This window comes from Caulobacter sp. GW821-FHT10A06 (assembly GCF_059415805.1).
The window spans coordinates 56,594-69,012 of sequence record NZ_JBWKNY010000008.1 but is presented as its reverse complement, the minus strand read 5'-3'; the positions used below and the strand labels follow the sequence as shown (position 1 = coordinate 69,012).

The 12,419-nt window shown below is 68.7% G+C and carries 11 protein-coding genes, 1 pseudogene and 1 riboswitch; of the genes and pseudogenes, 6 read left to right on the top strand and 6 right to left on the bottom strand.

Annotation, left to right across the window (positions count from 1 at the left end):
- The first annotated feature begins 45 nt into the window (after window positions 1–45).
- On the top strand, window positions 46–450 hold the full coding sequence (locus tag AC07NF_RS22945; protein WP_454717560.1) for a DUF4282 domain-containing protein: 405 nt from the start codon (window positions 46–48) through the stop codon (window positions 448–450).
- Here AC07NF_RS22945 and AC07NF_RS22940 read toward each other — a convergent pair whose 3' ends face one another.
- Window positions 451–897: a MarR family winged helix-turn-helix transcriptional regulator gene (locus tag AC07NF_RS22940; protein ID WP_494632925.1), complete on the bottom strand. Its 447-nt coding sequence runs from the start codon at window positions 895–897 to the stop codon at window positions 451–453.
- 9 nt (window positions 898–906) lie between these two features.
- Window positions 907–1,323, bottom strand: coding sequence for an organic hydroperoxide resistance protein (locus tag AC07NF_RS22935; RefSeq protein ID WP_494632922.1), 417 nt, complete (start codon window positions 1,321–1,323; stop codon window positions 907–909).
- Between the two features lie 121 nt (window positions 1,324–1,444).
- Here AC07NF_RS22935 and AC07NF_RS22930 point away from each other — a divergent pair.
- Window positions 1,445–1,541, top strand: a pseudogene (locus AC07NF_RS22930) (hypothetical protein); the annotation flags it as partial.
- Between the two features lie 7 nt (window positions 1,542–1,548).
- On the opposite strand, the gene AC07NF_RS22925 reads toward AC07NF_RS22930, so the two are convergent.
- On the bottom strand, window positions 1,549–2,250 hold the full coding sequence (locus tag AC07NF_RS22925; protein ID WP_494632920.1) for a DnaJ domain-containing protein: 702 nt from the start codon (window positions 2,248–2,250) through the stop codon (window positions 1,549–1,551).
- Window positions 2,251–2,353: 103 nt separating this feature from the next.
- On the opposite strand from AC07NF_RS22925, the gene pdxH reads away from it, so the two are divergent.
- Together pdxH and AC07NF_RS22915 are read left to right on the top strand one after the other, a co-directional pair.
- On the top strand, window positions 2,354–3,022 hold the full coding sequence (gene pdxH, locus AC07NF_RS22920) for a pyridoxamine 5'-phosphate oxidase (protein WP_494633260.1): 669 nt from the start codon (window positions 2,354–2,356) through the stop codon (window positions 3,020–3,022).
- Between the two features lie 80 nt (window positions 3,023–3,102).
- Entirely contained in the window at window positions 3,103–4,116 is a 1,014-nt protein-coding gene (locus tag AC07NF_RS22915) for a hypothetical protein (protein WP_494632917.1), read from the top strand.
- On the opposite strand, the gene AC07NF_RS22910 is transcribed toward AC07NF_RS22915, so the two are convergent.
- Both AC07NF_RS22910 and AC07NF_RS22905 read right to left on the bottom strand, forming a co-directional pair.
- Window positions 4,109–5,032, bottom strand: a complete 924-nt coding sequence (locus AC07NF_RS22910) for a homoserine O-succinyltransferase (RefSeq protein ID WP_494632914.1) — start codon at window positions 5,030–5,032, stop codon at window positions 4,109–4,111. The genes AC07NF_RS22915 and AC07NF_RS22910 overlap by 8 nt on opposite strands.
- A gap of 47 nt (window positions 5,033–5,079) precedes the next feature.
- A riboswitch (SAM-I-IV-variant riboswitch) is annotated at window positions 5,080–5,186 on the bottom strand.
- A 52-nt stretch (window positions 5,187–5,238) separates the two neighbouring features.
- A complete protein-coding gene (locus AC07NF_RS22905) occupies window positions 5,239–5,859 on the bottom strand; it encodes a TetR/AcrR family transcriptional regulator (RefSeq protein WP_492813553.1) in 621 nt (206 codons plus the stop codon).
- A gap of 144 nt (window positions 5,860–6,003) precedes the next feature.
- Between AC07NF_RS22905 and AC07NF_RS22900 the strand changes: the two genes are divergently transcribed.
- The gene (locus AC07NF_RS22900) at window positions 6,004–7,503 is read left to right on the top strand and encodes a bifunctional aminoglycoside phosphotransferase/ATP-binding protein (protein ID WP_494632912.1); all 1,500 of its coding nucleotides are present in this window, start codon (window positions 6,004–6,006) and stop codon (window positions 7,501–7,503) included.
- A 3-nt stretch (window positions 7,504–7,506) separates the two neighbouring features.
- Here AC07NF_RS22900 and AC07NF_RS22895 read toward each other — a convergent pair whose 3' ends face one another.
- Entirely contained in the window at window positions 7,507–9,252 is a 1,746-nt protein-coding gene (locus AC07NF_RS22895) for a hybrid sensor histidine kinase/response regulator (protein ID WP_494632909.1), read from the bottom strand.
- Between the two features lie 262 nt (window positions 9,253–9,514).
- Between AC07NF_RS22895 and AC07NF_RS22890 the strand changes: the two genes are divergently transcribed.
- Complete coding sequence (locus AC07NF_RS22890; RefSeq protein ID WP_494632907.1) at window positions 9,515–12,418, top strand: long-chain-fatty-acid--CoA ligase; 2,904 nt, start codon at window positions 9,515–9,517, stop codon at window positions 12,416–12,418.
- The last annotated feature ends 1 nt before the right edge of the window (window position 12,419 follow it).

Genomic DNA, 12,419 nt, shown 5'->3' with positions numbered 1-12,419 from the left:
TCGTCACTGGTAGCGATGGCCTTCAAAGAGGCGTTAATCGCCGACTTGGGGTTCCGTATGCCTCCGGCCAATAAGACTAAGCGTTCCGGCTCCCTGATGTGGGATCTGCTGACCTTTGACCGCCTGGTCACCGGGCCAGTGATTCACTTCATCTATTGGGCTGGCCTGGGGGTCGTGGCCCTGTTCGGCTTCTCGGTCGTCGGCGCCGCCGTCGGCCTGGCGCTGAAGGAGCCGGGCCTGGGCTCGCTGCTACTGGCCTTCCCGGTGCTGATCGCCGGCCTGCTGGTCGCCGGCGCCCTGGTGCTGCTGTGGCGCGCCTTCTGCGAGTTCTATGTCGCCATCTTCCGGATCAGCGAGGACCTGCGGGCCCTGCGCCAGACCAGCGACGCCGACCACGCCGCGCACCGCGCCCGCCAGCAGGCCGCGCAGTCGCCGCGCCAGCAAGTCTGATTACCTAGCCAGAACCTTCAGCCGCTCGCGCATGGTCTCGATGAGGTCCATGGGCATGTCCAGCGCGCAGATCATCTGTTCCGGGATGGCTTCGGCCTGATCCCGCAGGGCGCGGCCCTTGTCGGTCAGGCCCACGATCACCCGCCGCTCGTCTTCCGGGTCGCGGTGGCGTGCGACGAGGCCACCGGCTTCCAGGCGCTTGAGCAGCGGGGTCAGGGTGCTGGAGTCGAGGTCCAGGGCGTCGCCCAGGGCCCCGACCGTCTGCGGGCTCTTCTCCCACAGCACCAGCATGGCCAGGTACTGCGGATAGGTGATGCCCATCGCGTCCAGCATGGGTCGATAAAGCCGCGTCATCCGATTGGCCGCGCCGTACAGGGCGAAGCACAACTGATTGTCCAGGCGCAGGGACTCTACGGGACGGTCGGACGGCGTCGGTTTCTTGTTCATCGTGTACGATTAAGCCGCCTTGACGGTAATAGCCACGTCCACGTTACCGCGGGTTGCGTTCGAGTACGGACAAACCTGGTGCGCGGTGGCGACGAGGGCTTCGGCGTCAGCCTGGCTCAAGCCTTGGGTCTCGACTTCGAGGGCGACTTCCAGCTTGAAGCCGACTTCTTGCGTGGCGAGGCCGACCTGGCCGGTCACGGTCGAGCCGGTGAGGGCGATCTTCTGGGTGCGGGCGACGTGGGCCATGGCGCTCTGGAAGCAGGCGGCATAGCCGGCCGCGAACAGCTGCTCAGGGTTCGTCCCGGTTTCCTTGCCGCCCAGGGCCTTGGGCATCGACAGCTGCACGTCCAGCAGGCCGTCTTCGCTGCGCGCGTGGCCGTCACGGCCGCCGACAACGGTGGCGCGGGTGGTGTAGAGGCTGGTCATTGGAGGAGTTCCCTTGCTTGAGTTCGATGCAGGGGTATTTGATCGTGCGCGATTGATGTTCAAGTGTCGTTCGTGAAAAAAGATCGTGCGCGATGTAAATTGCGAGATCCTCCGCCCGTGGGGGAGGCGGCCGAAGGCCGGAGGGGGAAGTAGCCGGATAGCCCGCTTCTTCCCCCTCCGTCGCCTACGGCGACACCTCCCCCGCTAGGGGGAGGATCTGAAAATTTAAGCCGCCCAGGCCGCCGCGAAGCGCTTCAGCAGCGACCGCGCCGGGCTCTCGGCGCCAGCTTCGGCGGCTTCCAGCCGCAGGAACAGATCCCCCGCCTTATGCTGAGCCCGCGCCGGCAAACCCTGATTAGGCAGGCGGACCAGGCCGCGTTCAGCGGCCTTGGTCGAGATCCAGGCCGGGCGGCGGCCCAGCGGGGTGTCGGCGTCGACGCGGCCGCCCTCGGCCAGGACGCGCGGATCGACCTTGCCGGTCAGCCACAGGTCGTCGCCGCGCACCAGGGCGCCGTCCTGAGCGCGATAGCGCACCTCGAACATCACGCCCTCGACCCGGACCTTGTCGCCTTCGCGCAGGCCGGCGGGCAGTTTCAGGCGCAGATGACGGCTGTCGATGGCCAGGTCCTCGGCGCCGCCGGCGACGGCCGTGGCGATGTCGATGTCCAGATAGACCCGGTCGACGATCGGCGGGGCGCTGGTCACGGCCGGCGGGAAGGCAGCCGGCTGATAAGGATGGTCCTGCAGCAGGCGATAGGCGGCCAGCACGTCGCGGAACAGGGCCGCGTCGCCGGTCGGACGGTCGGGGTGGGCCCGCTTGGCCGCCTCGCGATAGGCGGTGCGCAGTTCGCGCTCGCCCGCGTCCGCGGCCACGCCCAGGAGGGCGCGGGCGGCGGCAAGCGTCAGGGCGGACGGACGAGCGGTCATTCGCGCGACCCTGCCGCCGGGATGGTCAACGGCGGGTTAAGTTAAGACTTTAGGGGTTCGTCCGGGTGTGGCCCCTCGCGGCGCTGGGGCCTATATCAAGGGCATGAGCGCCGACCCGACCTTGATCCCCGCCTCGCCCAGCGAAGACGATTATGTCCGCCAGGTCACCGAGGCTACGCCGCCGGCCCTGCTGTCGGAGGAGGATCCGTTCGCCCTGTTCGCCGAATGGCTGGAAGAGGCGGGCAAGAAAGAGCCCAACGACCCCAACGCCATGACCGTCTCGACCGTCGACGCCGACGGCATGCCGGACTCGCGCATGGTGCTGCTGAAGGATTTCGATCCGCGTGGCTTTGTCTTCTACACCAACACCCACAGCGCCAAGGGCCAGGAGCTGAACGCCCACCCCAAGGCCGCCATCCTGTTCCACTGGAAGTCCCTGCGCCGCCAGGTGCGGATCCGCGGGACGGTCGAGCCGACCACCGAGGCCGAGGCCGACGCCTATTTCGCCAGCCGCGCGCGCGCCAGCCAGATCGGCGCCTGGGCCAGCGACCAGTCGCAGCCGCTGCCCGACCGCTTGGCCCTGGAAAAGCGCGTCGCCGAGATGGGCCTGAAGTTCGGCCTCGGGAAGGTGCCGCGCCCGCCGCACTGGTCGGGCTACCGTATCGTGCCCGTCACCATCGAATTCTGGCGCGACCGCCCCTTCCGCCTGCACGAACGGCTGGTCTTCGACCGCGTGGACGCCGGCTGGACGACCAAGCGCCTGTTTCCCTAGACCAAAGTCTATGGGTTGAGTGTCCGGCGGCGGAACATCCTTGAGGTGCGATTAACCGCCGGCGCCTAGGCTTTTGGCCAATGCGTCTGAGCTCGATCCTCACCTCCCTGGCGGCGGCGTTCACGCTGCTGACCTGCGCGACCGGCGCGTCGGCGGCCTGTACGGCCACGGCCACGGCAACGAGCTCGGCCACCTATTCGCCCAACGCCGTCACGCCCGCGACCCCCAGCATCGGGGCCGGCTTCGGCTGCGCGACGGGCAGCCCGCTGTGGATCTCGTTCTCCGGCAACTATGTGAAGGCCACGATCACGGCGTCGAACGGCTACAAGCTGAGCCAGGCCGGGGCGCCGGACATCAACTACGTGCTATCGGCCGACGCGGCGGGGACCAAGCCGCTGTCGGGCTCGGCCACCTACTACATCAACGGCACGTCGGTCGATTTGGCGGGACTGGTCGGTTTCGCGCCGACCAGCGTGCCAGTCTACATCAAGCCCAGCGTCTCGGGATCGGTGAAGTCGGGGGTCTATACCGGCTCGTTCACCATCCTGTGGGACTGGAGCCTGTGTTCGCTGGCCGTGGGCAGCTGCATCGGCGTGACCGACAAGGACACCAAGTCGAGCATCGTCACGGTCAATCTGACGATCAGCGGCGGCAGGCCGGCGACCGTCACGACGACGACGACCGTGGTCTATGACGACAAGAACGGCACGACGAACCCCAAGTCCATTCCGGGCGCCAAGCAGCGCACCACCGTCACGGTCACCAATCCCGACACCTCGGCGCTGGCCAGCAACACGATGGAGCTGAAGATCGCGACCCCGGCCAACACCACGATCGCCCTGGACGGCGATGGCGCGGGCGGGGCCTCCGTGGTCTTCACCGAGGGCAGCCCGGCCTCGGGCCTGGCGTTCAGCTACGTGGCGTCGAACAATCTGGGCGACGACGTCGAGTTCTCGTCCGACGGCGGCTCCAGCTGGCTGTTCCTGCCAACGGTGGCGACCCAAGCCCAGGTGACCCACGTCCGGCTGAAGCCGCGCGGGGCGATGGCGGCGGGCTCGAACTTCAAGATCTCGGTCGCCTATACGGTCAAGTAAGGCGGCCGATGTCGTCCAGGCGGAACGGCGTGGTCTGGTAGATCTGGTTGATCCAGTTGGAGAACAGCAGGTGGGCGTGGCCGCGCCAGCGGTTGCGGGGCGTCGCGCTGGCGTCGCCGCGCGGGAAGTAGTGGGCCGGCTGCGGCGTGGTCGGGTCTTTGGCGCTGTCGCGGACATATTCGTCGCGCAGGGTCTCGCCGTCATATTCCAGGTGGTTGAACATGTGCAGCGAGCGGCGCTGGGCGTCCTCGATCAGGCACAGGCCCGCTTCGTCCGATTCCAGCAGCACCTTCAGGCCGGGGGCCTGGTCGACGGCCTCGCGGCTGACCTCGGTCCAGCGCGAGACCGGGATGTCGACCTCATCGGCGAAGCCGCGCAGATAGGCCGAGGTCGGCTCGACCAGGTGGTGGGCATAGACGCCCGAGCGCTTGGCCGGCAGCACCTGCTTGTCGACGCCGTGGAAGTGGCGCAGGGCGGCTTGCGCGCCCCAGCAGATGGTCAGGCAGCTGTGCACGTGGGCTTGGGTCCAGTCCAGGATCCGCCGCAGCTCGTCCCAGTAGGCGACGTCCTCGAAGGCCATGGTCTCGACCGGCGCGCCGGTGACGATGAAGCCGTCGAAGCGCTGGTCGCGCATCTCGTCCCACGAGCGGTAGAAGGCGGCCATGTGTTCGGCCGGGGTGTTGCGCGGCGTGTGGCTGGCCAGCTGCATCAGGGACAGCTCGACCTGCAGCGGCGTGGCGCCCAGGAGGCGGGCGAACTGGGTCTCGGTCTTGGGCTTGTCGGGCATCAGGTTCAGCAGGCCGATGCGCAGCGGACGGATGTCCTGGCGGGCGGCGTCGGTCTCGCGCATGACGACCACGCCCTCGGCTTCGAGGGTGGCGCGGGCAGGCAATGAATCCGGAATCTTGATCGGCAAGGCTTCGCCCCTGGACTTCGACAAAATCGACGCGGGACGAGCTGGGTTGGGACCCGTTTGATTGCCGTCTCGGCCACATCCTCTCCGGAGAGAGCGCCACCTTGCCCGGGAAGGCAGGTTGGCGTTGGGCGCGGCCCAACTCTTGATGCAGGCGCAGGACTAGCCGATGCGAAGCGCGGCTACAAGTCGGGGCAGGGGCCTTGCGACTATCGGACGCCGTAGCGGGCGAGGAACGTCTCGACGGCGTCCTCGGCGATGGCCTTGATCGGACGACGCGGCTGGACCTCGTCGCCGGCCGACAGGCCCAGCACCAGGGTCACGTGGTCCAGCATGCCCATCAACTGGCCGGCGGCCCACGAGGCTTTCTCGACCTTCAGCTCGCCAGAGCGGACCAGGTCGTTGATGACCGCGATCGCCGCCCCGCCCAGTTCGTCGCGAGCGCTCTGCAGGAAATATTCGGCGACGTCCTCGAACCGGCGGCGCTCGGCGGTGACGATGCGGAACATCGCCCGGGTGTCGGGGCGAGAGAAGAAGGTGGCATAGGCCACGGCCAGGGCGGTCAGCCGGACGCGGGCGTCGCCCTTGGTGCGGACGGCCTCGCGGACCGGGGCGGCGATGCCGCTGACCGTCTCCATGACGATGGCCTTGAACAGGTCCGCCTTGCTGGGGAAGTAGGCGTACAGCGTGGCCGTCGAGACCCCCGCCGCGCGCGCCACCACCTCCATGCCGGCGTCGGCGTAGCCCTGGCGCAGGAAGAGCGCCCTGGCTGAGCCGAGGATCTCCTCGCGCTTGTGACCCGACCGCTTCAAACCCGCGCCGACCAGCATAGGAGTACTCACACTTGATGCCTTCGATACAATCTAGCCGCGAAAACGAGGGGTAAGCAAGGCTGACGTTAGAGGACTCTGGCCCGGCTTTCGGCTATGCAGCCCCGGCGCCGAATTCGTGCGCGGACAGATGGGATTTTCGGCGTGATCAAGGACGCGGAAGCCGCGCGCGAGCAGGAAGTGGCCGCCTGGTTCGAAGGCCGGGCCGAAAGCACGATCGAGACCTCGTGCGCCCGGGTGTTCCTGATCGACGACTCGGCCTTCAAGGTGAAGCGCCCGGTCGACTTCGGTTTCCTGGACTATTCGACGCTGGAGCTGCGCCGCTGGGCCCTCGAGCGTGAACTGACCTTCAACCGCGCCGCCGCGCCCGACATCTATCGTGAGGTCCGTTGCCTGACGCGCACCGCCGACGGCGGTCTGGAGATCAATGGCGAGGGCGAGATCGTCGAGTACCTGCTGGAAATGCGCCGCTTCGACCAGAACGGCGTCTTGGCCACTCAGCCCTGGGCGATCGACGACGCGCTGGAGGATTCGCTGGGCCGCACGGTGGCCCGCTTCCACGCCGGCTCGAGCCTGCGCCCGCAAGGCGGTGGTGTTTCGGCCCTGGGCTACACGATCCGTTCGAACGCCAACCTGCTGCGCGGCCTGTCCGCGCGCCTGGGCAAGCAGGCGGTCGAGCGCCTGGTCACCGAGACCGACATCGCGCTGGAGCGTTTGGGTCCGCTGCTGGACGGCCGCGCCAAGGAGGGCTTTGCCCGCCACTGCCACGGCGACCTGCACCTGGGGAACATCCTGATCGAGAACGGTCAGCCGATCCTGTTCGACTGCATCGAGTTCAACGACACCCTGTCGGACATCGACGTGCAGTACGACCTAGCCTTCCTGCTGATGGACCTGGACTTCCGCCGTCGCCGCGACGCCGCCGGCCGGGTGCTGAACGCCTATCTGGACGAGGCCGCCCGCACCTTCGGCGAAGGCCTGTGGACCGGTCTGGCGGCCCTGCCGCTGATGCTGAGCGTCCGCGCCGCCGTGCGCACCCACGTCTGGGCCTATACCGGCGACGACGAGGCCGCGCGGGCCTATCTGAACACCGCCCTGGAGCACCTGGCGCCCAAGCCGGTCAGCCTGGTGGCGGCCGGCGGCCTGTCGGGCTCGGGCAAGTCGACCTTCTCGCGCGTCTGCGCCCCCGGCCTGGGCTCGGCCCCCGGCGCGGTCGTTTTGCGCACCGACGAGATCCGCAAGCGCCTGTGGGGCGTGCCGTCGCTGGAGCGCCTGCCGCGCGAGGCCTATACGCCGGAGATGAGCGCCAAGGTCTATGACCAGCTGTTCTCCGACGCCGAGCTGTGCCTGAAGGCCGGCCGTTCGGTGGTGCTGGACGCGGTGTTCCTGAAGCCCGAAGAGCGCGCCCGCGCCGAGGCCCTGGCCAAGACCTGCGACGTCGGCTTCCTGGGCGTCTGGCTGGAGGCCCCGCCCGAAGTGCTGCGCGAACGCGTCGCCGCCCGCGTCAACGACGCCTCGGACGCCGACGTGGCGGTGCTGGAAAGCCAGCTGACCCGCGACGCCGGCGAGATCACCTGGCGCAAGGTGGATACGGTCAACGCGTTCGAGGACGAAGCCCGGGCGCTGGCGGAGACGATGGGGTAGGGCTTAAGCCGCCTGCCGCCCCTCGTCCGGCGGGTCCGGGTTCACCGCGCGGATGATCGCCGTGATCAGGTCCATCGGCTTGACCGGCTTGCCCAGGTGGTCGTCGAAGCCCATCCCCAGGAACCGCTCGCGGTCGCCGGCCATGGCCGAGGCGGTCAGGGCGATGACGGGCAGGGCGGGGTCGCCGGCGCGGCCGGCGCGGATGGCTTCCAGGGCGGTGATGCCGTCCATCACCGGCATGTTGATGTCCATCAGCACGCAGTCGTAGTGCTGCTGGGTCATGGCCTCGAGCGCTTCCTGGCCGTTCTCGACCACGGTCAAGGCGACGCCGGCCGGCTCGAGCATGGTGCGCACGACCAGCTGGTTGACTGCGTTGTCCTCGGCCATCAGCACGTGGATCTGGCCCAGGCTCTCGTCATCGACCTGCGGCTCCGGCTCGGGCGCGACGGGCGCTGAAGCCAGCGGCGCGCGGACGCTGAGCATGAAGCAGGCGCCGCCCGTGCTGGGGCGCAGCACCAGGTCGCCGCCCAGCTGCCGGGCCAGCGAGCGCGAGATGGCCAGGCCAAGACCCGCGCCGCCATAACCGCGCGAGATCGTCTCGTCGGCCTGGGTGAAGCTGTCGAACACGCGGTCGGCGGCCTCGGGCGGCACGCCGGGACCGGTGTCGCAGACCGAGAAGCGGATCATCTCGTCCTCGGCGCTGACCGAGACACGGACATGACCCTGGGCGGTGAACTTGACGGCGTTGGAGACCAGGTTGGTCAGCACCTGGCGGATGCGCAGCGGGTCGGCGCGAATCCACGCGGGGACCTCGGTGTCGTAGCGGGCGAACAGTTGCAGGCCCTTGGCCTCGGCCGCGTCGCGCCAGGCGTCGACCACGTCCGAGACGATGGCGCGCGGGTCGACGATCTCGGGGGCCAGCTCGACCTTGCCGGCCTCGACGCGGGAGAGGTCCAGGACGTCGTTGAGCAGCTGCATCAGGCTGTCGCCCGACTTGATCATCAGCTCGACCTGCTGGCGCTGGGCCGTGCTCAGCTTGGAGCGCTCCAGGGCGTGGGCCATGCCCAGCAGGCCGTTCATCGGGGTGCGCAGCTCGTGGCTGGTGACGGCGATGAAGGTCGACTTGGCGCGGGCGGCCTCCAGGGCGCGCTCGCGCTCGTCGCGCAGGCCGCGGGTCAGCTCGTCCATGCGCCGGGCGGCGGCGCGGTTGCGCAGGGCGACATTGATGGTGATGCCGATCAGCAGCACCAGCGACCAGCGCATCGCCTGGGTCGCCGGGTCCGAGCCGGGCATGAACAGGAACGGGAAGACGATCAGGCTGACGATCGGGGCTACGCCGCTCAGCACCAGCAGGGCCAGCGGCTGGTGGCGATACTGCTGCATGAAGACCAGCTGGCCGCACCAGATGGCGACGGCGGCGACCTTCAGCTGCGCGGGGCCGTGCAGCCACAGCAGGGCTGCCAGCCCGGCCCAGCTGCCGTTGACGGGAATGGCGGCGAACATGAAGGCGGCGCGGTCGGCGCGGCTGCCCGGACGTCCCTTGCCGAAATTACGGGTGGCCAGCATGGCCAAGCCTTCGGCGACCAGGAAGCTGAGCAGCCAGGCGAAAGCGGTGCGAAAGCCCAGGCCGATGCCAATGACGCCGGCCGCCAGACAACCGGAAATAATGCGCGAAGGACCGAGCCGTCGAATGTCGGCCGCGACCTCGTCCAGTCGCTCATCCGCTAATGTATCGGCCCACCAGCCCAAAGACTCGCCTCTCCGGACGACGACGATTGTTCGCCTACGTTGCGACTATCCCCCGCAAGCAACCAAGAGTCTCCTTAACACGCGTGCGACCGATCAGCGCGTGCGTCGACTAGGCGACCGATCACTTTTCCTGGATTTCTCTTGTGAAGAGGCCCCGCGTTGCCCCTTCTTTCCCTTCTAAAGAGCCGCGCGTTGCGCGGGGCGCGCCGCGTCGATAGCCTCGCCTGAACAACGATAAGCAACCGAGAGAGAGCGGGAGTCGATGCAGGGGCTGATGCAGCATGGGGCGCTGACCCTCGACAAGATCATCGACCACGCCGCCAAGTGGCACGGCAATCGTGAAGTGGTCACCCGCTCGGTCGAGGGCGCGATCGTGCGCACGACCTACGGCCAGATCCACGATCGGGCCAAGCGAGTCTCCAACGCCCTGCTGGCCATGGGGATCAAGCCGGGCGACCGCGTCGGCACCCTAGCCTGGAACACCGGCCGCCACATGGAGGCCTGGTACGGCATCATGGGCATCGGCGCGGTGTGCCACACCCTGAACCCGCGCCTGTTCCCCGAGCAGATCGCCTGGATCGCCGACCACGCCGGCGACCGCGCCATCTTCGTCGACCTGACCTTCCTGCCGATCCTGCAGGCGGTGCTGCCGCGCTTGCCGCATGTCGAGCATGTCATCGTCTTCACCGACCGCGCCCACATGCCAGCCGAGTTCCCGCTGGCGGCGGAAGCTCCGCACTTCAAGGGCCTGCTCTGCTACGAGGAGCTGGTGGCGGAGCAGTCGGCCGACTGCGCCTGGGGCGGGTTCGACGAGGGCACGGCCGCGGGCCTCTGCTACACCTCGGGCACCACGGGCGACCCCAAGGGGGTGCTGTACTCGCACCGCTCGAACTTCCTGCACACCTTCATCACCATGCAGCCCGACGTGATGGGGCTGTCGCAGAAGGACACCATCCTGCCGGTGGTGCCGATGTTCCACGCCAACGCCTGGGGCGTGGCGTTCTCGGCCCCGGGCACGGGCGCCAAGATGGTGATGCCGGGCGCCAAGATGGACGGCGCCTCGATCTTCGAACTGCTGGACACCGAAGGCGTGACCTTCTCGGCCGCCGTGCCCACCGTCTGGCAGATGCTGCTGCAGCACCTGGAGGCCACCGGCGCCAAGCTGCCGGTGCTGAAGAAGGTGGTGATCGGCGGGGCGGCCTGTCCCGAGAGCATCATCCGCGCCTTCCAGGAAAAGTACGACGTCGAGGTGGTCCACGCCTGGGGCATGACCGAGACCTCGCCGGTCGGGACGCTGTCGGTCATGACCGATGAGCTCTCCAAGCTGCCCTACGATGAGCAGATGCCTTACCGCCTGAAGCAGGGCCGCCCGCCGCTGGGCGTCGAGATCTGTCTGCGCGACGACGAGGGCAATCCGTTGCCGCACGACGGCAAGGCCTTCGGCCACCTGAAGATCCGCGGCCCGATCATCGCCGCCGAATATTTCCGGGGCGCCGGCGGCAAGATCCTGGACGACGAAGGCTTCTTCGACACCGGCGACGTGGCCACGATCGACGACCACGGCTTCATGCAGATCACCGACCGCGCCAAGGACGTCATCAAGTCCGGCGGCGAATGGATCAGCACCATCGAGATCGAGAACATCGCCGTCGGCCATCCCAAGGCCGCCCTGGCGGCGGTGGTCGGTGCGGCGCACCCGAAGTGGGACGAGCGGCCGGTGCTGCTGGTCAAGCTGAAGGAGGGCGAGACCGCGACCAAGCAGGAGTTCATCGACTTCCTGCACGGCAAGATCGCCAAGTGGTGGATGCCCGACGACGTGCTGTTCGTCGACGACATCCCGCTGGGCGCGACCGGCAAGATCGACAAGAAGGTGATCCGCAAGCGCCTGGCCGACGAGGGTTACAAGCTGCCGGAAACGCCGCTGCAGCCGTCGCCCGTGCCCCCTCCGACTCAGACCCTGGCGGCCGCCGACGGCGCCCAGGCTTCGGTGATCTATGCGCCCGAGCCGGTGGAAGAGGTCGAGCCCGAGGCCGTCCTCGCCGAGCCACAGCCCGAACCTGAAGCGCCGCCGCCGGAGCCTGAGGTCGTCGCTCACGTCGAGCCCGAGACCGTATCGGCCACCGATGCGATCATCGCCGAGGCCACCGCGATAGCCGCCGCCGAGGCGGTGGCGGAACCGGAACCCACGCCGGAGCCCAAGGCGGAGGCCACGCCCGTGAAGGCTGCGTCGCCGGAGCCCGCGCCGGAAGCGCCTCTACGCCTGCACGACCCCAAGCCGACCCCGGTCCTGGCCGACGCCGGCGAGGCCCTGCCGTTCGCTATGCCGATCACGCCGGGCAAGCGCGGCAAGGCCGCCAAGAAGACCGAAGAGAAGAAGGCTTCAGGCAAGCCGCCGGCCTGGGCCTCGTTCTATCTGGACCTGGCTCTGCTGGTCGCTCTGGCCCCGGCCATCCTGGCGGGCGGCGGCGCCCTGGGCGTCAAGCTGGGCATGATCCCGCTGCCGCTGGGCTATACCGCCATGACTCTGGACTGGGCGCCGCGCCTGGCCTTTGTCAGTGTCGCCACGGGTCTGCTGGGCCTGGTCATCGCCCTGATGGCCGGCTTCAAGCGCCTGGGCCGGGCGGCGATCCTGGCCTTGCTGATCACGGCGGTCACCTTCGGGGTGATGTTCGGGGCCAAGGCGCTGCTGGGCCAGTCGCCGCCGATCCACGACGTCTCGACCGACTGGAAGACGCCACTGGGCTTCTCGGACGCCGCCATGGCCGCGCGCGGCGGCTCGGCCGAGATCGTGGACGACGATCCGTCCCTGCCGGTGGGCTCGGCCGCCTATGCCGGCCGCCGCCTGGCCGAGATCAACGCCGAGACCTGCCCTGCCGCCCGGCCTCTGGTCAGCGAGCGCGCGCCTGGCGACGCCTATGAGGCGATCAAGGCGGCCGTCATGGCCCAGGGCATGACCCTGGTCACCGACGACCCCGTGGACGGCCGCCTGGAGGCCACGGCCCGCAGCTTCTGGTACGGCCTGACCGATGACGTCGTGGTGCGCGTGCGCCCCGACGCCCGTGGCTCGCGCCTGGACCTGCGCTCGATCGGCCGCGACGCCGGCCCCGACCAGGGCCGCAACTGCGCCCGCATCGGCGAGCTGATCACGGCGGTGAAGGGGCAGTAGG